This is a genomic window from Pseudomonas sp. MPB03 (assembly GCF_046605385.1).
GTDB lineage: Bacteria > Pseudomonadota > Gammaproteobacteria > Pseudomonadales > Pseudomonadaceae > Aquipseudomonas > Aquipseudomonas zanjanensis.
In genome coordinates this window covers 1,152,351-1,173,358 of record NZ_CP176770.1, presented here as the reverse complement: position 1 = coordinate 1,173,358, position 21,008 = coordinate 1,152,351, and the positions used below count along the sequence as shown (strand labels likewise).

The 21,008-nt window shown below is 59.9% G+C and carries 22 protein-coding genes, 1 other RNA gene and 1 pseudogene; 10 read left to right on the top strand and 14 right to left on the bottom strand.

All coding sequences use genetic code 11. The annotated features are described in order from the left end of the window. Positions 1-43 precede the first annotated feature (43 nt). Positions 44-610, bottom strand: a complete 567-nt coding sequence (grpE, locus tag ACLH0I_RS04955; protein ID WP_186705980.1) for a nucleotide exchange factor GrpE — start codon at positions 608-610, stop codon at positions 44-46. 243 nt (positions 611-853) lie between these two features. Here grpE and recN point away from each other — a divergent pair, with 243 nt between their 5' ends. Next, a complete protein-coding gene (recN, locus tag ACLH0I_RS04950; RefSeq protein WP_411386469.1) occupies positions 854-2,527 on the top strand; it encodes a DNA repair protein RecN in 1,674 nt (557 codons plus the stop codon). A 75-nt stretch (positions 2,528-2,602) separates the two neighbouring features. Here recN and fur read toward each other — a convergent pair whose 3' ends face one another. Then, positions 2,603-3,007: a ferric iron uptake transcriptional regulator gene (gene fur, locus ACLH0I_RS04945; RefSeq protein WP_003197684.1), complete on the bottom strand. Its 405-nt coding sequence runs from the start codon at positions 3,005-3,007 to the stop codon at positions 2,603-2,605. A 97-nt stretch (positions 3,008-3,104) separates the two neighbouring features. Here fur and ACLH0I_RS04940 point away from each other — a divergent pair, with 97 nt between their 5' ends. After that, positions 3,105-3,632 (top strand): outer membrane protein assembly factor BamE, encoded by a 528-nt coding sequence (locus ACLH0I_RS04940; RefSeq protein ID WP_014336565.1) that lies wholly within the window; start codon positions 3,105-3,107, stop codon positions 3,630-3,632. A gap of 183 nt (positions 3,633-3,815) precedes the next feature. Here the strand turns inward: ACLH0I_RS04940 and ACLH0I_RS04935 are convergent, their stop codons facing one another. Genes ACLH0I_RS04935 through ACLH0I_RS04925 form a run of 3 tightly spaced genes read right to left on the bottom strand, consistent with a single transcriptional unit; the run spans position 3,816 to position 5,969 of the window. Then, positions 3,816-4,118: an RnfH family protein gene (locus tag ACLH0I_RS04935; RefSeq protein WP_411386468.1), complete on the bottom strand. Its 303-nt coding sequence runs from the start codon at positions 4,116-4,118 to the stop codon at positions 3,816-3,818. Further along, positions 4,115-4,558 (bottom strand): type II toxin-antitoxin system RatA family toxin, encoded by a 444-nt coding sequence (locus ACLH0I_RS04930; protein ID WP_186705977.1) that lies wholly within the window; start codon positions 4,556-4,558, stop codon positions 4,115-4,117. Before ACLH0I_RS04930 ends, ACLH0I_RS04935 begins: the two co-directional genes overlap by 4 nt. Positions 4,559-4,565: 7 nt before the next feature. After that, positions 4,566-5,969 carry a sodium-dependent transporter gene (locus ACLH0I_RS04925; protein WP_186705976.1) on the bottom strand — a complete coding sequence of 468 codons (1,404 nt, stop codon included), beginning with the start codon at positions 5,967-5,969 and terminating at the stop codon, positions 4,566-4,568. Between the two features lie 118 nt (positions 5,970-6,087). Between ACLH0I_RS04925 and smpB the strand changes: the two genes are divergently transcribed. Next, positions 6,088-6,570: an SsrA-binding protein SmpB gene (gene smpB, locus ACLH0I_RS04920; RefSeq protein WP_042730880.1), complete on the top strand. Its 483-nt coding sequence runs from the start codon at positions 6,088-6,090 to the stop codon at positions 6,568-6,570. 56 nt (positions 6,571-6,626) lie between these two features. Here smpB and ACLH0I_RS04915 read toward each other — a convergent pair whose 3' ends face one another. Then, the gene (locus ACLH0I_RS04915; RefSeq protein ID WP_411386467.1) at positions 6,627-7,394 is read right to left on the bottom strand and encodes an FCD domain-containing protein; all 768 of its coding nucleotides are present in this window, start codon (positions 7,392-7,394) and stop codon (positions 6,627-6,629) included. Between the two features lie 262 nt (positions 7,395-7,656). Here ACLH0I_RS04915 and ACLH0I_RS04910 point away from each other — a divergent pair, with 262 nt between their 5' ends. The 7 genes from ACLH0I_RS04910 to ssrA all read left to right on the top strand — a co-directional run bounded on the left by ACLH0I_RS04910 (position 7,657) and on the right by ssrA (position 16,189). Next, entirely contained in the window at positions 7,657-9,351 is a 1,695-nt protein-coding gene (locus ACLH0I_RS04910) for a lactate permease LctP family transporter (RefSeq protein WP_411386466.1), read from the top strand. Positions 9,352-9,501: 150 nt separating this feature from the next. Next, positions 9,502-10,326 (top strand): (Fe-S)-binding protein, encoded by an 825-nt coding sequence (locus ACLH0I_RS04905; protein WP_411386465.1) that lies wholly within the window; start codon positions 9,502-9,504, stop codon positions 10,324-10,326. Beyond that, a complete protein-coding gene (locus tag ACLH0I_RS04900; RefSeq protein ID WP_411386464.1) occupies positions 10,323-11,780 on the top strand; it encodes a LutB/LldF family L-lactate oxidation iron-sulfur protein in 1,458 nt (485 codons plus the stop codon). The genes ACLH0I_RS04905 and ACLH0I_RS04900 overlap by 4 nt, the downstream gene beginning before the upstream one ends. Beyond that, positions 11,777-12,448 carry a LutC/YkgG family protein gene (locus tag ACLH0I_RS04895; RefSeq protein WP_411386463.1) on the top strand — a complete coding sequence of 224 codons (672 nt, stop codon included), beginning with the start codon at positions 11,777-11,779 and terminating at the stop codon, positions 12,446-12,448. Before ACLH0I_RS04900 ends, ACLH0I_RS04895 begins: the two co-directional genes overlap by 4 nt. Further along, complete coding sequence (locus ACLH0I_RS04890; protein ID WP_411386462.1) at positions 12,445-15,312, top strand: FAD-binding and (Fe-S)-binding domain-containing protein; 2,868 nt, start codon at positions 12,445-12,447, stop codon at positions 15,310-15,312. Before ACLH0I_RS04895 ends, ACLH0I_RS04890 begins: the two co-directional genes overlap by 4 nt. Positions 15,313-15,408: 96 nt before the next feature. Continuing rightward, positions 15,409-15,696: a hypothetical protein gene (locus tag ACLH0I_RS04885; RefSeq protein WP_250964010.1), complete on the top strand. Its 288-nt coding sequence runs from the start codon at positions 15,409-15,411 to the stop codon at positions 15,694-15,696. Between the two features lie 96 nt (positions 15,697-15,792). Beyond that, positions 15,793-16,189, top strand: a transfer-messenger RNA (tmRNA) gene (gene ssrA, locus ACLH0I_RS04880). Between the two features lie 174 nt (positions 16,190-16,363). Here the strand turns inward: ssrA and ACLH0I_RS04875 are convergent. The 8 genes and pseudogenes from ACLH0I_RS04875 to ACLH0I_RS04840 form a co-directional block, all read right to left on the bottom strand. After that, on the bottom strand, positions 16,364-16,648 hold the full coding sequence (locus ACLH0I_RS04875; RefSeq protein WP_207963357.1) for a helix-turn-helix domain-containing protein: 285 nt from the start codon (positions 16,646-16,648) through the stop codon (positions 16,364-16,366). Further along, positions 16,638-16,847: pseudogene (locus ACLH0I_RS04870) on the bottom strand (transcriptional regulator); the annotation flags it as partial. The gene ACLH0I_RS04875 and the pseudogene ACLH0I_RS04870, both read right to left, overlap by 11 nt. Positions 16,848-16,856: 9 nt before the next feature. After that, positions 16,857-17,225 carry a RidA family protein gene (locus tag ACLH0I_RS04865; protein ID WP_411386461.1) on the bottom strand — a complete coding sequence of 123 codons (369 nt, stop codon included), beginning with the start codon at positions 17,223-17,225 and terminating at the stop codon, positions 16,857-16,859. A 26-nt stretch (positions 17,226-17,251) separates the two neighbouring features. Then, complete coding sequence (locus ACLH0I_RS04860; RefSeq protein WP_411386460.1) at positions 17,252-17,398, bottom strand: FAD-dependent oxidoreductase; 147 nt, start codon at positions 17,396-17,398, stop codon at positions 17,252-17,254. After that, the gene (locus ACLH0I_RS04855) at positions 17,398-18,825 is read right to left on the bottom strand and encodes an amidase (RefSeq protein ID WP_411386459.1); all 1,428 of its coding nucleotides are present in this window, start codon (positions 18,823-18,825) and stop codon (positions 17,398-17,400) included. Before ACLH0I_RS04855 ends, ACLH0I_RS04860 begins: the two co-directional genes overlap by 1 nt. 4 nt (positions 18,826-18,829) lie before the next feature. Further along, a complete protein-coding gene (locus ACLH0I_RS04850) occupies positions 18,830-19,513 on the bottom strand; it encodes an amino acid ABC transporter permease (protein WP_250964005.1) in 684 nt (227 codons plus the stop codon). Continuing rightward, complete coding sequence (locus tag ACLH0I_RS04845) at positions 19,510-20,166, bottom strand: amino acid ABC transporter permease (RefSeq protein WP_411386458.1); 657 nt, start codon at positions 20,164-20,166, stop codon at positions 19,510-19,512. The genes ACLH0I_RS04850 and ACLH0I_RS04845 overlap by 4 nt, the downstream gene beginning before the upstream one ends. Next, positions 20,166-20,954, bottom strand: a complete 789-nt coding sequence (locus ACLH0I_RS04840; protein WP_238349454.1) for an amino acid ABC transporter ATP-binding protein — start codon at positions 20,952-20,954, stop codon at positions 20,166-20,168. The genes ACLH0I_RS04845 and ACLH0I_RS04840 overlap by 1 nt, the downstream gene beginning before the upstream one ends. Positions 20,955-21,008 lie beyond the last annotated feature (54 nt).

Sequence of the window (21,008 nt, the reverse complement as noted above, 5' to 3'; positions counted from 1 at the left end):
CACTTAAACGCTTGACTTATAGATGGGGCCGCTGCGCCCGATTTCAAGCCTGCTCATCGATAGAAGGCGAAACCGGTGCCGGCGCCTTGCTGACCACGACCATGGCCGGACGCAGCAGGCGGCCGTTGAGCAGGTAGCCTTTCTGGAAAACCTTCAGGACGCTGTTTGGCTCGACGTCAGCACTTTCCTGCATCGCCATGGCCTGGTGATGCTCGGCGTTGAAGGGCTCGCCATGGGGATCCAGGGCTTCGAGCTGATAACGCTTGAGGGTGTCCTGGAACATTTTCAGGGTCAGCTCGATGCCTTCGCGCATCGGACGGATGTTTTCGTCATCCGGATTGGACAGCTCCAGGCCGCGCTCCAGGCTGTCGATGATCGGCAGCAGGTCGCCGGCGAAACGCTCCAGGGCGAATTTATGAGCCTTTTCTACATCTTGCTCGGCGCGACGGCGGACATTCTGCAGGTCGGCGGCTACACGCAACGCCTGGTCCTGCGCACCGGCCAGTTGCTCTTCGAGCACTTGTACACGTGCCGACAGGTCTTCACCGGAATCCTGGGAAGCCTGATTGGCGTCTAGATTTTGCGTGTCCTGCGTCTGTTCGTCAGCCATAGAGATTTCTCCTTTCAACTTCGTCCGCGAGCTCGACTCGCGCTTCTGCCCCGGTATATGGGGCCGGGTTTTCCAGCTTCAAGGGTCATCTGACGAATTAACCTTACAAAAAGCAGCCGCATAATCATTCCGTGCCGCGCTAAGAAAATCATTTTCCCAAGCAAATCGAGCTAAGCGAGGGCATTGTCAGGCCGAAACAAAACACTGTATAAATAACCAGACCTAAAGCCTGGGAGCGGCCTTATGCTGGTGCACCTGTCCGTACACAACTACGCCATCGTCGAACATCTCGACCTCGAACTCGATCGAGGCATGAGCGTGATCACCGGTGAAACCGGCGCGGGCAAGTCGATCATGCTCGACGCCCTGGGCCTGACCCTGGGCGACCGCGCCGACAGTGGCGTGGTGCGCCCCGGAGCGGACAAGGCCGACATCCTGGCGACCTTCGACCTGGTCGATATCCCCGAGGCCAGCGCCTGGCTGGCCGAACGCGACCTGGACACCGATGGCCTGTGCATCCTGCGCCGGGTCATCACCGCCGAAGGCCGCTCCCGAGGCTACATCAACGGCACGCCCTGCCCACTGGGCGACCTCAAGGCCCTCGGCGAGTTGCTGATCGACATCCACAGCCAGCACGAGCACCAATCCCTGCTCAAGACCGACACCCATCGTCGCCTGCTGGATGAATACGCCGGCGCCACCGACTTGGCCCGGCAGGTCCAACTGGCCGCTCAGCGTTGGCGCCAGACCCGGCAGGAACTGGATCGCCTCTCCAATTCCGGCGACGAACAGCGCGCCCGTCACCAGCTATTGAGCTACCAGCTCGAAGAACTGGAGAACCTGGCCCTGGGTGAAAATGAACTGGAAGAACTGGAGCAGGAACACAAGAACCTGACCAACGCCGAAACCCTGCTGGGCATCTGCCGCCAGGTGGTCGAGCAATGCAGCGAGAGCGATTCGGGCAACGTGCTCAATGCGCTGACAGCGAGCCTGAACCGGCTGTCCAGCGTGAACAATTCGGTGGGCGCCCTGAGCGAAGCGACCAACCTGCTGACGAGCGCGCAGATCCAGGTCGAGGAAGCCGTTGGGGAACTGAATCGCTTCCTCGATCATTTCGACGCCGACCCGGCACGCCTGCAATACCTGGAAGAGCGCCTGGACACTATCTATACGCTGGCGCGCAAACACCGCATCCAGCCGACCGAGGTTGCCGAACTCCAACAGCGGTTACTGGAAGAACTCGAGACCCTGAACGCCAACGACGAATCCATCGAGCGCCTCGGGGACGAATTGGCTTCTTATGCCCGTCATTATCAGGAAAGGGCCAAAGAGCTCAGCGAACTGCGACGCCAAGCCGCGACAGGGCTGGCCAGTGCCGTGGAGCAGGAAATCCAGCGCCTGGGCATGCCCGGTGGACGCTTCACTATCGAATTGCGCCCCAACGCCGGCGACGAACTCCAACCCAATGGGTTGGAACAGGTGGAATTGCTGGTCAGCGCCAACCCTGGGCAACCACTCAAGGGCCTGGCCAAAGTAGCCTCCGGCGGTGAATTGTCACGAATCAGCCTGGCTATCCAGGTCATCACCGCGCAGACCTCCCGCGTACCAACGCTAGTGTTCGACGAAGTGGACGTGGGCATCGGTGGCCCGACAGCGGAAATTGTCGGCCAATTGCTCCGTCGACTGGGCGAGCGTGGCCAGGTGCTGACCGTCACTCACCTGCCCCAGGTCGCCGCCCAAGGGCACCAGCATTTATTTGTGCACAAGGTGCGTGGCGAGGACGCGACTCGCACCGCCGTGTCGAAGCTCAACAAAAACGAGCGCGTAGAAGAAGTGGCACGAATGCTGGGCGGGATCGACCTCACCAAGGAATCCCTGGCCCACGCGAAAAAAATGGTCGTTACCGCGAAAAACTGAGAACGGCAGAAAGCACGAAGGCGACCCTGGGGTCGCCTTCGTTCGTTTCGCGAACCTTAAGTCCGCGCGACATGCTTACTTTTTCTTGCGTACGTACAGCACAAGATTGTGATCAACCATCTCGAAGCCATACTTGTCGACGATTGCTTTCTGCAGCCGCTCGATTTCTTCGTCGAAGAATTCGATGACTTCACTGGTCTCGACGTTGACCATATGGTCGTGATGCTTGCCGTCGTCCAGTTCGAAGACCGCATGGCCTCCGTCGAAGTTGTGTCGCACCACAAGGCCAGCTGCCTCGAACTGGGTCAGGACACGGTAAACCGTGGCCAGACCGACGTCCTCACCAGCCTCCATCAGCGCCTTGTAGACATCCTCGGCGCTCATGTGGCGTTGCTCGGCGGAATCGAGCATTTGTAGAATCTTGACCCGTGGCAGGGTCACTTTGAGGCCGGCTTTGCGTAGTTCGCTATTTTCAACCATGGTCAGCTTTCTCGCGATGCTGCTTCGCAGCTTCTCTTAATGCGGGTATGATCGGCGTTTACGTTGTCCCAGCCAAGATAGTGGAAGTCGCCCACCGATGCAAAACACCAAGCTCTTGCTAACCAGTTTCACCTTTGTGGGACTGCTCGCACTCGCCGGTTGTTCATTCCCCGGGGTTTACAAAATCGACATCCAGCAGGGCAATGTCGTCACGCAGGACATGATAGACCAGTTACGCCCGGGAATGACCCGCCGGCAAGTACGGTTTATCATGGGTAACCCTCTGCTGACCGACACGTTCCATGCCGATCGCTGGGATTATCTGTACAGCTTGCAGCCAGGTGGCGGTGAGCGCCAGCAGGAACGCATCAGCGTCATCTTCAGCCCCGACGACCAACTCGTCAGCCTGTCGGGCGATTTCATGCCTGGCGTGAGCCGCGACGAGGCCATCATGGGCAAGGACAGCGGCACCACCGTGACCGACCCGGCCCAGAATGCCGAACAGCCGAAACCGGAAAAACCGGTCAAGCCAGGTTCGTTGCTGGACCAGATCCAGAAGGACGTGGACAACGTCGAGACCGTACCGGTCCCGACTCCGGAGCCTCTGGATACGTCGCCGCAATAAATCGCGACAAGAAAAAAACCCGGCATGCCGGGTTTTTTCTTGTCTGCGATTCCGGCAGATGCTGCTTATTCAGGAACGTAGTGAATCCGTGGCGAGGGAGCTTGCTCCCGCTTGAGTGCGAAGCGCTCACAAAGAAAGGCTGCTGCGCATCGCCACAACGGCTCACAGTGCGATCAGACCAGGTTATTTTTCCAATTGTCGCGACTGGGCAGCCTTGGCCGCGCGCAGGCGGCGAATTTCCTTCGGATCAGCCAATAAAGGTCGATAAATTTCCAATCGATCGGCCGCTTGCACCACTTGGTTATCCAGATCGGCAACCACCTTGCCAAAAATCCCCACCGGGCAAGTTGCCAGGTCCAGCTCTGGGAATACGTCGGCAATCCCCGACGCCACCAGCGCTGCGCGAACACTGGTGCCTTCCTGCACCCTGCATATGCGCAAGACCTGGCGATCCGCCGAGGCGTACACCACTTCTATCTCGATCAACGCTTGAGCTCTGCGTTCTGCTTGGCGCGCTGACAGAACGCATCGACCAGGGTATTGGCGGCCTGGTTGAACAGCGGTCCCAATGTCGCTCGCACCAACGGACCGGCGTAGTCAAATGAAAGGTCCAGGCTGATCTTGCAGGCTTTCTCGCCAAGCGGCTTGAACACCCATACACCATGGAGCTGGTTGAATGGCCCTTCTTCAAGGTTCATTTCGATGGACTGGCCAGGCACCAAGGTATTTCGAGTAACAAAATGCTGGCTCAGGCCGCCCTTGGCTACGTTGAGGCTGGCGCGCATATGGGTTTCGGAGCTCTCGAGCACCTCGGCAGACGAGCACCAAGGCAGGAATTCCGGATAACTCGCCACATCATTGACCAAGTCGTAAAGCGCCTGCGCCGGGTAGGGCAGCAAGGCCGAGCGTTGAATATGTGTCGTCATGTAAGCGTCACTTCCACAGCTGGGCGGCAAACACTACGAGAATGCCAATGGGCGCCACATAGCGCATCAAGAACAGGCTCAAGGCGAACAATACAGGACTGCGCAGCGACAACTCGTCACGCACGGCTTCACGCCCCATGATCCACCCTGCAAACACCACGAAACACAGACCTCCCAGTGGAAGCATGATCCGAGATGTGAAGAAATCAATCACGCCAAAGAAATCCAGCCCTCCGGTTGCTCCCCACTGGTAGAGATGGAACAGCCCGTCTTCGTTCACGAAAAACTTCGCCTGCTTCCATATATTGAAGGAAAACACCGTGCCCAAGCCCACGAACCAGCAAGTGAAAGCCAGCCAGAACGTGACCCAGGCGCGACTCAAGCGGGTGCGCTCCACCAGATAGGCCACCATGGGCTCAAGCAGAGAGATGGCCGAACTCCAGGCAGCAATCGCCACCAGGACAAAAAACACCACGCCCATGACTTGGCCGAACGCCATGCTACCGAAAGCAAATGGCAGGCTGACGAACATCAGCCCCGGCCCTTCGCTGGGGTTCAGGCCGGCGGCAAACACAATCGGAAACAATGCCACGCCCGCCAGCAGCGACACGAAGGTATCCAGCAGCGCAACACCGACAACAGTCCTGGTCAGCGACGCATTCTTCGGCATGTAGGCGCCGTAGATCATGATCGAACCGACCCCGACACTGAGGGAAAAGAACGCGTGCCCCATGGCCGGCAGCAGGCCATCCATGACTTTTTCCGGCTTGAAGTCGAACATGAAATGCACGCCTTCCATGAAGTGCCCGGTCGTCATGCTGTAGCCCAGCAGGACCAGGATCATCACGAAAAGCAAGGGCATCATGATCCGCAGGCTTCGCTCAAGCCCTGCCACCACGCCCCGGGCAATCACCACGGCGGAAAGCACCATGAAGAGCGTGTGCCAAAGCGTGAGTCTCCAAGGGTCGGCGATCACATTGCCGAAGTAAGCGCCGACCTGATCAGGCGTCGCCCCCTGGAAATCGCCTCGCCCCATGTCGATGATGTAGTCCAGCGACCAGCCACCGACCACGCTATAGAAGGACAAGATCAACAATGCCGTGATCATCCCGGCGAACGCACCCCAGGACCATTTCGGCGAGTGTCCGGCCTCCACGGCCAACACCTTCAGCGCGTTGGCCGGGCTTTGCCGGGCGCGACGGCCGATCAGTGTCTCCGCCAGCATGACTGGCGCGCCGATCAGGGCGATGCAGGCCAGGAACATCAATACGAAGGCACCGCCACCGTAGACGCCGACCATGTATGGAAACTTCCAGATACTACCCAGCCCCACGGCAGAACCGGTCGCCGCGAATATGAAGACCCAGCGGCTAGCCCAACTGCCGTGGACAGAAACCTTGTCTGTCGACATCGTGATCACGCCCAAGCGTTCAAAAAAGAGGCCGCATTGTCCGGGATTCACTCAACGTGCTCAAGCACGCAGCTTCACCGTAGCCGACACGCACGCAACTGCCTATAATGCCGCCCCTATGGCTAAACAGAAGAAACACCCCACAGGGACCATCGCGCAAAACAAAAAGGCGCGACACGATTACTTCATCGAACAACGTTTCGAGGCTGGCATGGTCCTGGCCGGCTGGGAAGTAAAGAGCTTGCGTGCCGGCAAGGCGCAACTGGTCGACAGTTATGTCTTGCTCAAGGACGGCGAAGCGTGGCTGCTGGGCAGCCATATCACGCCGCTGACCACCGCCAGCACCCATGTCATCGCCGATCCTGTGCGTTCGCGCAAGCTGCTGCTCAACAAGCGCGAGCTGGAAAAGCTCTTCGCCTCCGTGCAGCAGAAGGGCTACACCTGCGTCTGCACGTCGTTGTACTGGAGCAAGCACTTGATCAAGTGCGAAATTGCCCTGGGCAAGGGCAAGAAGGAGTACGACAAGCGCGACACCGAGCGCGAACGCGATGCCGGCCGCGAGCTGCAGCGCGCTGTGCGCAACAAGGGCAAGGAAGACTAGCCCGGAATCAACTGTGGGAACGAGCTTGCTCGCTCCCACAGGGTTCGCCGGCACTGTTACATTCCCTTGCGCCGCTCCGCCCGCGCCATACGCTGTACTTCCTGACGCACCTCTTCCAAGACTTCCTGCACATACAAGATATGTCGGCTGGAGATTTCCCGCGCCTGTTCGGCATGCCCATCCATAATGGCCTGGTACAACTCCCGATGCTGGCTGATCAGCATGTCACGGGTCTCGCTGCGCTGCTTGTACATGCCGCCGATATTGGTGACGACGTTGCGCTTGAGCAGGTCGAACAAGCCGCGAATGGTGTGCAGCAGTACCGCATTATGACTGGCCTCGGCGATCGCCAGATGGAACCGGGCATCCGCCGCGCCCTCCTCCGCCCGACTGACCTCGTCGTGGCGCGAGTAACAATCCTGCAGTTCGTCGAACGCCGCCGTCAGCCGCTCGCGATCCACCTCCGTGGCCCGCAGTGCCGCGTAATAAGCGCAGGAAGCCTCCAGCGTGTGACGGAACTCCAGCAAATCGCGCTGTGCTTCGGGATTGCTTTCCAACAGTTGCAGCAGCGGATCACTGAACGTCGAGCCCAGCGACTCCACCACATAGTTGCCGCCGCCCTGGCGACTGATCAACAAGCCTTTGGCCGTCAGCTTCTGGATCGCTTCACGCAACGAGGGGCGTGACACACCGAACTGCTCGGCCAGGGTCCGCTCGGCGGGCAGCCGCTCACCCGACTTCAGCGTGCCCTCAAGGATCATGCCTTCAAGTCGCTCGACAATATCGTCAGACAAACGGCGCTGACGAATCTGATCAAACCCCATAACTCAATTCTCCACGATCCCGACGGCTCGCCGGGCTCTCTATTCTGGCCCATCCGGGCCGTGCTCACACCCACCAAAAGCTATTTGTTCGAACGGATCAGATGCCCTCTGCACCGCTTATTCGACGAAAGTTTCAGGGCGGCAAATTGACACACGACAACCAAGGCTTTTACCCTAGCCGACAGCGCTTGTAAATTGGTATTACCAATTACCCAAAATCGCTGACAGTGCCTGACCAACAACAATTAGGGGCCCACCCATCATGCAAACCTGGCAACAGCTCTACAGCCCGCTCGGCAGCCTCGGCTTGTCCGCACTTGCGGCCGTTATTCCCATCGTATTTTTCTTCCTGGCCCTGGCGGTGTTTCGCCTCAAGGGGCATGTGGCCGGCAGCATCACCTTGGCCCTGGCGATTGCCGTGGCGATTTTCGCCTTCAACATGCCCGCAGACATGGCCTTCGCCGCTGCCGGCTATGGCTTTGCCTATGGCCTGTGGCCCATTGCCTGGATCATCGTCGCCGCGGTGTTTCTCTACAAACTGACCGTCAAGAGCGGCCAGTTCGAGGTGATTCGCAGCTCGGTGCTGTCGATTACCGATGACCAACGCCTGCAAGTGCTGCTGATCGGTTTCTGCTTTGGCGCATTCCTGGAAGGTGCCGCGGGCTTCGGTGCACCGGTGGCGATCACTGCCGCCCTGCTGGTCGGCCTGGGCTTCAACCCTTTGTATGCCGCGGGCCTGTGCCTGATCGCCAACACCGCCCCCGTGGCGTTCGGCGCGCTGGGCATCCCGATTATCGTGGCCGGCCAGGTCACCGGGATCGACGCGTTCAAGATCGGCGCCATGACCGGTCGCCAATTGCCCTTGCTGTCGTTGTTCGTGCCGTTCTGGCTGGTGTTCATGATGGACGGCCTGCGCGGCGTGCGGGAAACCTGGCCAGCAGCGCTGGTGGCCGGCTTGAGCTTTGCCATCACCCAATACTTCACCTCCAACTTCATCGGCCCGGAACTGCCGGACATCACCTCCGCCCTGGCCAGCCTGATTTCCCTCACGCTGTTCCTGAAAATCTGGCAGCCCAAGCGCACCGCCGGCGCCCAGATTGCCGGCACCACCGCCAGCGCAACGGTCACCGCCAATGCCGGCGGTTTCGGCCAACCGCGCAGCACCGTGGCGTCGCCCTACAGCCTGGGGGAAATCATCAAGGCGTGGTCGCCGTTCCTGATTCTTACCGTGCTGGTGACGATCTGGACCCTCAAGCCGTTCAAGGCCATGTTCGCCGCCGGCGGCTCGATGTACGGCTGGGTGTTCAACTTCGCCATTCCGCACCTGGACCAGATGGTGATCAAGGTCGCACCCATCGTGATCAACCCCACCGCCATCCCGGCCGTGTTCAAGCTGGATCCGATTTCTGCCACCGGCACGGCGATTTTCTTCTCCGCACTGATCTCGATGCTGGTACTGAAGATCAACCTCAGAACTGGTCTTACCACTTTTAAAGAGACGCTTTTCGAGCTGCGCTGGCCGATCCTGTCCATCGGCATGGTGCTGGCGTTCGCCTTCGTCACCAACTATTCGGGCATGTCGTCGACCATGGCCCTGGTGCTGGCGGGCACGGGCGCGGCGTTCCCGTTCTTCTCGCCGTTCCTGGGTTGGCTGGGCGTGTTCCTGACCGGCTCCGATACCTCATCCAACGCGCTGTTCAGCTCGTTGCAAGCCACCACCGCGCACCAGATCGGCGTCAGCGACACCTTGCTCGTCGCGGCCAACACCAGCGGCGGCGTGACCGGCAAGATGATTTCGCCACAATCGATCGCGGTGGCCTGCGCCGCGACCGGGCTGGTGGGCAAGGAATCGGATCTGTTCCGTTTCACCCTCAAACACAGCCTATTCTTTGCAACGATTGTCGGCTTGATCACGTTGGCCCAGGCCTACTGGTTTACCGGCATGCTGGTTCATTAAGTCCTACACGCAATACTGGAAAAACCGACGCCGAACCGTGATTCGGCGTCTGCTATTCACAACCGGGTCTGCAAGGCTGCTGAAAGATTTCCTGGCTATATTCAGCAGCCTCAGCGGACGGATAACCGGGACCACCCGGAGACACGCCTGATGAGCGAGCTTTTCTACAACGCCGTACCGAACGCGACCCGTGTCGCCCCGCCCTTGCCCGAGCCTCGGCAGTACCCCAGCGAGAAACCGCGCCGGGTCTATCTGTTCGGCACATGCGTGGTGGACCTGTTCTATCCCGAAGCCGGAATGGATGCGATTCACCTGCTGGAGCGCGAAGGGATCCGGGTGGACTACCCGCAGGGGCAAAGTTGCTGTGGCCAACCGGCCTACACCTCGGGCTACACCGAGCAGGCGCGGACGGTGGCCCGGGCGCAACTGGCCTTGTTTGCCGAAGATTATCCGGTGGTGGTGCCCTCGGGCTCCTGTGCCGGCATGCTGCGCGAGCATTATGCCGACCTGTTCAAGGACGAGCCGGAAACGCTCAAGCAGGTCCAGGCCTTGGCGGCCCGGACCTATGAACTGGCCGAGTTCCTGCTGTTTGTCTGCAAGGTGCAGCTGAACGACAACGGCGAGCCGGTGAAGATCGCGCTGCATACGTCCTGCTCGGCACGGCGTGAAATGAATACCCACCTGCACGGTCGCGCGTTATTGGCGCAGCTGCGCAATGTGGAGCGAGTCGAACACAGCCACGAAAGCGAATGCTGTGGCTTTGGTGGGACGTTCAGCGTTCGCATGCCGGATATTTCCGGCGCGATGGTGGCCGACAAGACCCGAGCGCTGAAGGAATCCGGCGCGCACCAGGTCGTCAGCGCCGACTGCGGTTGCTTGATGAACATCAACGGCGCGCTGGAGAAGCAGCAGGAGGCGTTACGCGGCCAGCACCTGGCGAGTTTCCTGCGCCAGCGCATCGGAGGTGTCGCATGAGCACGCCGACGCTGATCCCGACCGTTGAGGTGCAGGAAGATTTTCGTGCCCGAGCCCACAAGGCCCTGGACGACACGCAACTGCGAAACAACTTTCGCAGTGCGATGGATTCACTGATGACCAAGCGGGCAACGTCCTTCAGCGATGCCCACGAAAGAGAACACCTGCGAGTGCTGGGCAATGCCGTCCGCGCCCGTGCGTTATCCAAGCTGCCCGACCTGCTCGAGCAACTTGAAACCAACCTGACCCGCAACGGTGTGAACGTGCACTGGGCGGAAACGGTGGACGAAGCCAACGGCATCGTCCTTTCGATCATCCGCGCTCACGAGGCGCGGCAAGTGATCAAGGGCAAATCGATGGTCAGCGAAGAGATGGAGATGAACCATTTCCTCAAGGCTCGGGACATTGAGTGTCTCGAATCCGACATGGGGGAGTACATCGTCCAGCTCGACCACGAGAAGCCTTCACACATCATTATGCCGGCGATCCACAAGAATGCCGGTCAGGTCGCGTCCTTGTTCCACGACAAACTCGGCGTGGAGTACACCAAGGACGTTGACCAACTCATTCAGATCGGCCGCAGGGTCCTGCGACAGAAGTTCTTCGAGGCCGACGTCGGCGTCTCCGGCGTCAACTTCGCCGTCGCCGAAACCGGCACGCTGCTGCTGGTGGAAAACGAAGGCAACGGGCGGATGTCCACCACCGTGCCACCGGTGCACATTGCCGTGACCGGCATCGAAAAGGTTGTCGAGAACCTGCGTGATGTCGTGCCGCTGCTCTCGCTGCTGACCCGCTCCGCACTCGGCCAGCCCATCACGACCTACGTCAACATGATCTCCGGGCCACGCAAGGCCGATGAACTGGACGGCCCCCAGGAAGTCCACCTGGTCCTGCTGGACAACGGTCGCAGCCAGGCGTTTGCCGACAGTGAATTGCGCCAGACCCTGAACTGTATTCGCTGCGGCGCTTGTATGAATCATTGTCCGGTCTATACCCGAATCGGCGGCCATGCCTACGGTGAGGTTTACCCGGGGCCTATCGGAAAAATCATCACGCCACACATGGTCGGCCTGGCCAAGGTGCCCGACCACCCGAGCGCCTCTTCGCTGTGCGGTGCCTGCGGTGAAGTGTGCCCGGTGAAGATTCCGATCCCGGCACTGCTGCGGCGGCTGCGGGAAGAAAACGTCAAGGCGCCGGACAGCCCTAACCAAGTGATGCGCGGCCAGGGCAGCAAATACTCGCCCAAGGAACGGTTCATCTGGAATGCCTGGGCCTGGCTCAACAGCTCGCCGCGACTGTATCGGCTGTTCGGCTTCCTCGCCACGCGCCTGCGCGCCCTGACGCCTCGAAACGTCGGCCCGTGGACCCAGAACCACAGCGCCCCCAAACCCGCCGCCCGCTCATTGCATGACCTGGCCCGCGAACACCTGAACCAGCAGGGAGACCGCCGATGAGCGCCAAGGACAATATCCTCGCCAAGCTGCGTAAAAGCCTGACGGGCACCACGCCGGTTGCCGACAACTTCGATGTCGACCTGGTGACGCAGACCTATCGCTATGCGCCCGAGGAGCGTATCGCGCAATTGCGCAAGCTGATGGAGGCGGTGCACACCGAAATCCACCTGACCTCCGAGAAAGGCTGGCCGGCCCTGCTCGCGCAACTGCTGCGCGACCGTCAACTGCCGAGCCTGCTCATCGCGCCGACAACCGCACATGGGAAAAAAATCACACAGTTCTGGGCAAACAATCCGGACCTGCCAACCCTCAAGGCCTACGACCGCCCGGTGGAAGAATGGAAAGCCGAGCTGTTCAACGACACCCCGGCCAGCCTCACCGGAACCCTCGGGGCCATCGCTGCCACCGGTAGCCTGATTCTCTGGCCGACGCGGGAAGAGCCGCGACTGATGAGCCTGGTGCCACCGGTGCATTTCGCCCTGCTCAAGGCCAGCGAGATCCGCGACAACTTCTATGAAGTACAACAGGAATTCGAATGGGCCCAAGGCATGCCCACCAACGCCCTGCTGGTATCGGGCCCGTCGAAAACCGCCGACATCGAACAAGTCCTGGCCTATGGCGCCCATGGTCCGAAGGATCTGGTGGTTTTGATTCTGGAGGACCAATGACCCTTCCGACCTCTTTCCTACACGACGTTGAACGACTGATCCCGCAGAAACGCCGTTTCGACGACCCGCTGTCGACCTTGGCCTTCGGCACCGACGCCAGTTTCTATCGGCTGATTCCGAAACTGGTGGTACGCGTCGAATCCGAAGATGAAGTGATTGCCCTGCTGAAACTGGCCCAACGGGACCACGTCCCGGTCACGTTCCGCGCCGCCGGCACCAGCCTGTCCGGCCAAGCCATCAGCGACTCGGTGCTGATTGTGCTGGGGGATAACTGGAACGGACGCGAGATTCGCGAACGAGGGACGCAGATCCGTTTGCAGCCCGGCGTGATCGGCGCCCAGGCCAACGCCTGGCTGGCGCCGTTCGGGCGCAAGATCGGCCCGGATCCGGCCTCGATCAACGCCTGCAAAATCGGCGGCATCGTCGCCAACAACGCCAGCGGCATGTGCTGCGGCACGGCGCAGAACACCTATCACACCCTCGCCGGCATCCGCTTGGTCCTGGCCGATGGCACGCGCCTGGATACTGAAGACGACAGCAGCGTGGCGGCTTTTCGTACAAGCCATGGCGACCTGCTGGAACGCCTGGCCACCCTTGGTCGCGAGACCCGCGCCAATACTGAGCTGGCAGCGCGAATCCGGCATAAATACCGTCTGAAAAATACCACCGGCCTGTCACTCAATGCCTTGGTGGATTTTGACGAGCCTGTGGATATCTTGAGCCACCTGCTGGTGGGTTCCGAAGGCACTCTTGGTTTCATCAGCGCGGTGACCTACAACACCGTCATCGACCATCCGAACAAGGCTTCGGCCCTGATCGTATTCCCGGATGTGGAAACCTGCTGCAACGCCGTCACCGTGCTGAAAAGCCAGCCGGTATCGGCCGTCGAACTGCTGGATCGCCGCAGCCTGCGCTCGGTGCAGGACAAACCGGGCATGCCGGATTTCGTGCAGCATCTCTCGATCAATGCCTGCGCCTTGCTGATCGAATCCCGCGCAGCTTCTTCGTCGTTACTACAAGAACAGCTGGCCCGGATCATGGCCTCCCTGGCCGGTTTCCCGGTGGAAAAACAGGTCGACTTTACCGAAGACCCACGGGAAAACGCCCGACTCTGGGCGATCCGCAAAGACACCTTCCCCGCCGTGGGCGCGGTCCGCAAAACCGGGACCACGGTCATCATCGAAGACGTGACCTTTCCAGTGGAGCAACTGGCCATCGGCGTCAACCGTCTGATCGAGCTGTTCGACAAACATCACTACGACGAAGCGATCCTTTTCGGACACGCGCTGGAAGGCAATCTGCACTTCGTCTTCACCCAAGGCTTCAACAGCGCCGAAGAAGTCGCACGCTACCAGGCGTTCATGGATGACGTGGCGCAGTTGGTGGCGGTGGAATTCGGCGGCTCGCTCAAAGCCGAACACGGCACCGGGCGCAACATGGCGCCGTTCGTCGAGCTGGAATGGGGCAGCGATGCCTACCAATTGATGTGGCAGCTCAAACGCCTGCTCGACCCTAACGGCATTCTCAACCCGGACGTGGTGCTCAGCGAAGATCCGCAGATTCATCTCAAGCACCTCAAACCACTGCCGGCAGCCGATGAGATTGTGGACAAGTGCATCGAGTGCGGTTTTTGCGAACCGGTCTGTCCTTCCAAGGACCTGACCTTGAGCCCGCGCCAGCGCATCGTGATCTGGCGCGATATCCAAGCGAAGAAACGCGCCGGCACCGACACCACCGAACTGGAACGTGCCTACCAATACCAGGGCATCGACACCTGCGCCGCCACGGGCCTGTGTGCACAACGTTGTCCGGTAGGCATCAATACCGGCGAGCTGGTGAAAAAGCTGCGCAGCCGCGATGCGACGCAGACGAAAACTGCCAACTGGATTGAAGGAAATTTCGCCACCACACTGCAAGGCGCGCGCTTCGCCCTGCACGTCGCCAACGGCGCACGCATGCTGTTGGGCGCGCCCCGCCTGGCGAAACTGTCGGCCTCGTTGACACGCCTGTCCAAGGGCCAGGTGCCACAGTGGACCCACGCCATGCCCCAGCCGGAAAAGGCCATTCGTTTCAGCCCCGCCGTCTCGGACGAACGTCCGAGGGTGGTGTACCTGGCGGCGTGCGTATCGCGAGTCATGGGTCCGGCGGCGGGAGACAACGAGCAAATGTCGCTGTACGACAAGACTCGCGGCCTACTGGAAAAGGCCGGTTATCAGGTAGTCTTTCCCGACAATGTAAACAGTCTCTGCTGCGGCCAACCCTTTGCTTCGAAAGGCTACACCGAGCAGGCCGAACACAAGCGCCAAGAACTGATCGGCGCCTTGCTGCACGCCAGTCGTGGCGGGCTCGATCCGATCTACTGTGACACCAGCCCTTGCACGCTACGGCTGGTCCAGGACTTGGGTGACGTGCGCCTGGACCTGTATGATCCGGTGCGTTTCATCCGTACTCACTTGATGGACCGTCTCGATTTCACCCCCCAGGAGGCGCCCATCGCGGTGCACATCACGTGCAGTACCCAGCACCTCGGCGAAAGCCAGGCGCTGATCGATCTGGCGCGCCAGTGCAGCAAACAAGTGGTGATCCCGGAAGGTATCCATTGCTGTGGTTTTGCCGGCGACAAGGGCTTTACCACCCCCGAACTCAACGCCCACTCGCTGCGAAGCCTCAAGGACGCGGTTCAATATTGCACCGAGGGCATTTCCACCAGCCGCACGTGTGAGATTGGTCTGACGCATCATGGGGAAATCGATTACCACGGCTTGGTCTATCTGGTTGACCGTGTCACCCGCCCCAAGCCCGCCAACGGTGAAGGCCTTGCGATTGGGCTCGAAGAAAAATCGAATTCCTGCGCTTCGCTGTAGTCACTTGAATAGGCCCGGCTCCGCTGGGCCACCTACTGACTCGGCCCGGCCGCGACTGTCCAGCGGCACCGAGACCCTACGTTCAAGGAGATACACATGAAGCGCACCGCACTTGCTGGCTTGTTCATTTCCGCTGCGATGTTGGCCTCTCCGGTGTTTGCAAATAGCCAGGATGACCTTTGCAAAATCAACCTGCAAAAGATCAGCGACGCCAAAGTCAGCACCGAGCAAATGAGCGAAGGACTAAAGACCGACATCGACGCCACCGTCGGACAAGCCAAGGCTGAGCACGCCAAAGGCACCAAAGAAGGCACCGAAAACTGCATCTCGTTGACCAATCAGGCCATCCAGAAGCTGCAGAACAACGCCAAAGGCGACCAGTAGCCTCACCGCAGGCCAACCTTCGGGTTGGCCTCGGACATGGATTGGCGTACACTGCACATGCCTGCCGCTCCAACAGACTCACGGAGCGACAGGTTCGGGGCCGTTTAGGATTCGACGCCGGTTGCGAAACTCTAGGTGCATGCCGAGTTGGTAACAGAACTCGTAAATCCACTGTTGCAACTTCTATAGTTGCCAATGACGAAAACTACGGCCAGGAATTCGCTATCGCTGCGTAAGCAGCCTTAGATCCTGAGCTTCTGGTACCTTCGGGTCCAGCAATCACGAGGGGATGTCCGTAAACCCAAAGTGATTGTCATATAGAACGGAATCGCCGTGCAGTACGTTGTGGACGAAGCGGCTAAAACTTACACAACTCGCCCAAAGCACCCTGCCCGTCGGGTCGCTGAGGGTTAACTTAATAGACACGGCTACGCATGTAGTACCGACAGCGGAGTACTGGCGGACGGGGGTTCAAATCCCCCCGGCTCCACCAACTCTACAAAAAAGACGTCCATGGACGTCTTTTTTTATGCCCGGAATCCAGTGAAATCAGGGGCTTCAGCGCCACCGGCAATTTTTTGGTGACGGCAATCCAGAAAGAGAGAAGCGGGAAGTTCGTTCCGATACGCTGATCGGTAACGGCTCCAATTGGCAACGTAATTAAGCCTTAGACGGCTTGAAGGTCCCGCAACGCCTCAGGGTGCTGGCTCGCAACCCGCAGAAGGGTCTGTGCCGCACCGGCAGGTCGCCGACGACCCTGCTCCCAATCCTGCAACGTACGCAGGCTGACTCCCAGCAGCTCTGCAAATGCACTTTGGGATACACCGACTTTAGCCCTGGCCTCAGCCGCAGCCGAAAGCGTCACCTCGGTTTTGCGTGCCGCCTTGCCAGCTTTCATTTGGCGTACCGAAGCCAACAAGTCTTTCTGAAAGTTCTCCATTTCATGATCCATTACTGATCTCCTCTTTCAATTGATTCAAGAAGGCGGTCGGCAGGTTGTCGAACTTCGCCTTGGCGTAGGCGATCAGCAACCAGATGTGGCCTTCAGAAAGCGCGTTGTAGTAGATAACCCGCGTACCACCACGCTTACCCATCCCACCACCAGACCAGCGCACCTTACGCAACCCACCGCAACCCAAAAAAGCGTCGCCCCAACCGTCTCAAACACCAAAAGCAGGTTTCACCGCTATAACCATAATCTCCACCAGCACCTCAGGCCGCGCCAGGCGCGCCTGAACAGTGGCCCGTGCCGGAGCACTATCCGCTGGCAGCCAGGCGTCCCACACTGCATTCATCGGCGCGAAATCACGATCAATGTCTTTGAGCCAGATCTGTGCGCTCAAAAGCTGGCCCTTGTCGCTGCCCGCCAGTGACAACAAGGCTTCGATCTTGGCCAGCACCTGCCGCGTCTGCTCTTCGATGCCAAGGTGTAGATCCGTGGGCACCTGGCCGGAGAGGTAAAGCAGATCGCCGTGACTGACCACACCGGACATCCGCGCGTTGCTCTGAAAACGTTGAATCGTTGCCATCGGGTTTACTCCGTGAATTGAGAAAGTTAAGGCGCTGCGCTGTCGGTTTCGCAATGCCCGGCAACAGAGCGGGATCGGCCAGCGGTTGCAACGGTGACGTTATGACCGGCCTTGTGTAGAAACCAGGCACTGCTCAAGCCCACGATACCAGCTCCGACGACACAGATTTCCATCACGCCACCACCCTGTCCGACAGGTCCCAACCCACCGGCCGCCGCTGGTGCCAATCACTGACTTGCTGGTAGGCATGGGCGATCCGCAGGACCAAGGGTTCGGCGAAAGCACGCCCGACGATCTGCATCGAGACCGGCATACGTTGCTCGTCAAAGCCCACCGGCAGCGCCACTGAACAGAGATTGAGCAGGTTGGCGAAACGGCCGAGCAAGGCCAGCGGCGTGCCGTACTCATCGACCTGATTCAGCGGCACGCTGCCAATGGCGTTGGTCGGAAACGCACAGGCATCGACGTTGGACATGGCTTCGTCCATGGCTTGGCGGGCAACGCGTCGCTGGTTGTGCAAATCGATATAAGCCGCCGCGTCGATGGCGCGTCCGCTCAGCACCCGACGCTGCACATGAGGATCGAAGCGCAAATCATCGCGTTCGAACAAACTGCCTAGGCTGGCGTAGCCTTCGGCACTCATGAGGCCACCGGCAACGCGCATGCACTGCTCCAGGGAAGTCGGTAGCGGCTGTTCGACCAAATGCATGCCCAGTGCGGCCAATTGCTCAAGCCCCTGGTCATAGGCTGCCAATACGCCAGGCGCGATGTGTACGCGTTCGGCCTGTGGCAGCACCCAGACGCGCAGACCGGCCACCGGAAGATTCAAGCCTGCCGCGGTACTGAAGACTGGCGACTTGGCCGAGACCGAATCCAGCGGGTCCGGTCCCAGCAGCGCGTCAAGCATCCACGCGGCGTCTTCGACGGTGTGCGTAATCGGTCCTACCGAATCCAGCGATGGACACAACTCAATCAAACCGTGACGGCTCACCAACCCACGCGTGGTTTTCAACCCAACCAAACCACACATACCCGCCGGAATCCGCACCGAGCCGCCGGTGTCGGTGCCCAATGCCGCGCTTGCCAATCCGCCGGCCACGGCCACCGCGGAACCACTGCTGGACCCGCCTGGAGCACGATGCACGTCGCAGTCCCATGGATTCCACGGCGTGCCCATCACGGCATTGGTGCCCCACCCCCCGAAAGCAAACTCTACGGTGTGGGTCTTGCCCATGATGATCGCCCCGGCGCGCTCCAGTCGCTGGACTGCCGTGGCGGTGAGCCGCGAGATACGCGGCGGCTGTGCCAGCGAACCACCGGTGATGGCCTTGCCGTCGATTTCGAACAAATCCTTGATCGCAACCGGAATGCCATGCAATGGCCCCAGGTTGACACCGGCAGCCCGTTGCCGATCGGCCGCGATGGCGGCACCGAGCGCGCGCTGGGGATAGGCCTCGACATAAGCATTGAGTTGACCGTTGAAACGCTCGATCCGCTCCAGTTGCGCGCCAACCAGGGACTCGCTCGTGAGCGCTCCGGAGGCCAGCGCTTGCTGTAACTGGCCAATGCTGTGGGAAGCGGTTCGATCCTTGATGTTCATGTGTTCAGCCTCGAATGGTTTTGCGTCCGCGAGAAAATCGTACTTCCAGTACTCGCGATAACAGAGAAAGAGGGAAAGCGATGACGAAATAGAACAACCCCACCAGCAGGAAAATATGCATCGGCAAAAAGGATTCGGACGCGATGGCCCGGGCCGCCAGCATCAACTCATCGGTGGCGATCAAGGCGCACAGGGAGCTGTCTTTCAGAATCGACACGTAGGCATTGAGCAACGGCGGCAACATGCCGCGAATGGCTTGGGGAAAGATCACCGAGGTGAAGGCTTGCAATGGCGTCAGGCCGGTAGCGATGGCCGCCTCACGTTGGCCGCGATGCAAAGAGTCCAGTCCACCACGCAGGATTTCCGCGACGTAGGCCGAGCCCTGCAAACCCAAACCGATGGCGCCGGCCCAATAACCAGACAGCGTCAGCCCGAGGCTGGGCAAGGTGAAGTACAGCGCCAGCAGCAACGCCAGGAGCGGCACCGCACGCATCCCCTGGATGAAGAACACCGCCAGACGCTTGAGCAATATGCTGGGGCTCTTCATCGCCCAGGCCAGTAACGCGCCCAACACCGCCGCCAGGGCGAAGCCTGTCAGGGACAGCTCGGCGCTGACTCGCGCGCCGAGTAGCAGGCGCGCGAACCAATCGCTCCAGTATTCCGGGTATTGCTGGAAAAAACCGATCATCGCGCCGCCCTCAGATGACGTTCAAGTCGGATGAATCCCACGCCAATTGGCAGGATCATCGCCGCATAGATGCACATCACCGCCAGATAAATCAGCGAGGTCTGGAACGTGGAGGTCACAAGATTGCGGGCAAGGAACATGATTTCCGGCACGGCAATGGCCGAGGCGATGGACGTGTCCTTGATCAGTTGCGTGACATAGTTGGCGTAAGCCGGCAACGCAACGCGCAGGGCCTGGGGCAAGAGGATGTAGCGCAGAATTTGCAGACGGTGCAAGCCAACGGCCTGTCCGGCTTCATGCTGGCCGACGTGCAGCGATTGCAAGCCGGCTCGGAAAGTATCGGCTAGCACTGCGCTGCCTACCAGGCTCAAACCGACGATGGCCGCCAACCATGCGGGCAAGTTGATTCCCAGATAGGACAGCCCGAAGTAGATCAGGAACAGGTGTGCCAGCGCAGGCACGTTACGCATCCATTCGATGAAACAGGCAATGGCGCCGTGCACCAGTCGCGATCGGCTGAACGTCAGTAAAACCGCCAGTATCAAACCGCCCGCACTGGCCAGCACCAAGGTGCAGAGGGCGATTTCCAACGCGTTCATTGCGCCTTTCAACAGCAAGGGCAACAGTCCGAGGAAAGCTTGTAGATTCACCATCAGGCGCTCTCCACAGCCATGCGCCCCAGAAAACTGCGGGTGCGTTCGTGACGAGGGTTGTCGATGACTTGCGCCGACGGCCCCTGTTCGACAATGCGCCCGCCGTCCATGAAGATCACCCGATCCGCCACATCGCGAGCAAACCTCACTTCGTGGGTGACCATGATCATGCTGCGGCCCTCTTCCGCCAGCTCGCGAATCACGGCCAACACTTCGCCGACCAACTCGGGATCCAACGCCGAGGTCGGTTCGTCGAACAGAATCACTTTCGGTTGCTGGGCCAAAGCCCGGGCGATGGCGACCCGCTGTTGCTGACCACCCGACAACTGCTCGGGATAAGACTCGGCCTTGTGCCGCAGATGGACTTTTTCCAACATCGCGTCGGCCAATTCATACGCTTGCTTGCGCGGCATGCCTTGGGCCTTGATGGGACCGAGCGCGACGTTATCGCGCACGTTCAAGTGCGGCCAGAGATAGAACAACTGGAACACCATGGCGATCTCGCGGCGCTGCGGCGCCATCTCCCGATCACTCATCAGGCGCAAACGCTTACCGTCCTTGACCTGCCCGATCAGCTCATCCCCCAGCCAGATCTCGCCGCTGGTGGGTTTTTCCAGGTAATTGATGCAACGCAGGCAGGTGGACTTTCCAGAACCGCTTGGGCCAATCAATGACAGGGTCTCACCGGGCTTCAACTCCAGGCTGATGCCCTTGAGCACTTCCAGATCGCCATAGTTCTTGTGTAATTCGTGCACGCGCAGCAACGCGGTGTCAGACGGGCTCGACATCTTGGCTAACCTCTTTTTGTTATAGGCATGGCGATGAGTCCGGCCCACCGCCTC

What these genes read in the sequence shown, in the direction of transcription:
- ACLH0I_RS04915 (WP_411386467.1), bottom strand. Translation starts at nt 7,394, where the DNA reads ATGGGGTTTGATCAGATTCGTCAGCGCCGTTTGTCTGACGATATTGTC.
- ACLH0I_RS04840 (WP_238349454.1), bottom strand. Translation starts at nt 20,954, where the DNA reads ATGTCGAGCCCGTCTGACACCGCGTTGCTGCGCGTGCACGAATTACAC.
- ACLH0I_RS04885 (WP_250964010.1), top strand. Translation starts at nt 15,409, where the DNA reads ATGAAGCGCACCGCACTTGCTGGCTTGTTCATTTCCGCTGCGATGTTG.
- ACLH0I_RS04890 (WP_411386462.1), top strand. Translation starts at nt 12,445, where the DNA reads ATGACCCTTCCGACCTCTTTCCTACACGACGTTGAACGACTGATCCCG.
- recN (WP_411386469.1), top strand. Translation starts at nt 854, where the DNA reads ATGCTGGTGCACCTGTCCGTACACAACTACGCCATCGTCGAACATCTC.
- fur (WP_003197684.1), bottom strand. Translation starts at nt 3,007, where the DNA reads ATGGTTGAAAATAGCGAACTACGCAAAGCCGGCCTCAAAGTGACCCTG.
- ACLH0I_RS04855 (WP_411386459.1), bottom strand. Translation starts at nt 18,825, where the DNA reads ATGAACATCAAGGATCGAACCGCTTCCCACAGCATTGGCCAGTTACAG.
- ACLH0I_RS04930 (WP_186705977.1), bottom strand. Translation starts at nt 4,558, where the DNA reads ATGACGACACATATTCAACGCTCGGCCTTGCTGCCCTACCCGGCGCAG.
- ACLH0I_RS04850 (WP_250964005.1), bottom strand. Translation starts at nt 19,513, where the DNA reads ATGATCGGTTTTTTCCAGCAATACCCGGAATACTGGAGCGATTGGTTC.
- ACLH0I_RS04905 (WP_411386465.1), top strand. Translation starts at nt 9,502, where the DNA reads ATGAGCGAGCTTTTCTACAACGCCGTACCGAACGCGACCCGTGTCGCC.
- ACLH0I_RS04860 (WP_411386460.1), bottom strand. Translation starts at nt 17,398, where the DNA reads ATGGAAATCTGTGTCGTCGGAGCTGGTATCGTGGGCTTGAGCAGTGCC.
- ACLH0I_RS04875 (WP_207963357.1), bottom strand. Translation starts at nt 16,648, where the DNA reads ATGGATCATGAAATGGAGAACTTTCAGAAAGACTTGTTGGCTTCGGTA.
- ACLH0I_RS04910 (WP_411386466.1), top strand. Translation starts at nt 7,657, where the DNA reads ATGCAAACCTGGCAACAGCTCTACAGCCCGCTCGGCAGCCTCGGCTTG.
- ACLH0I_RS04940 (WP_014336565.1), top strand. Translation starts at nt 3,105, where the DNA reads ATGCAAAACACCAAGCTCTTGCTAACCAGTTTCACCTTTGTGGGACTG.
- ACLH0I_RS04865 (WP_411386461.1), bottom strand. Translation starts at nt 17,225, where the DNA reads ATGGCAACGATTCAACGTTTTCAGAGCAACGCGCGGATGTCCGGTGTG.
- smpB (WP_042730880.1), top strand. Translation starts at nt 6,088, where the DNA reads ATGGCTAAACAGAAGAAACACCCCACAGGGACCATCGCGCAAAACAAA.
- ACLH0I_RS04900 (WP_411386464.1), top strand. Translation starts at nt 10,323, where the DNA reads ATGAGCACGCCGACGCTGATCCCGACCGTTGAGGTGCAGGAAGATTTT.
- grpE (WP_186705980.1), bottom strand. Translation starts at nt 610, where the DNA reads ATGGCTGACGAACAGACGCAGGACACGCAAAATCTAGACGCCAATCAG.
- ACLH0I_RS04925 (WP_186705976.1), bottom strand. Translation starts at nt 5,969, where the DNA reads ATGTCGACAGACAAGGTTTCTGTCCACGGCAGTTGGGCTAGCCGCTGG.
- ACLH0I_RS04845 (WP_411386458.1), bottom strand. Translation starts at nt 20,166, where the DNA reads ATGGTGAATCTACAAGCTTTCCTCGGACTGTTGCCCTTGCTGTTGAAA.
- ACLH0I_RS04895 (WP_411386463.1), top strand. Translation starts at nt 11,777, where the DNA reads ATGAGCGCCAAGGACAATATCCTCGCCAAGCTGCGTAAAAGCCTGACG.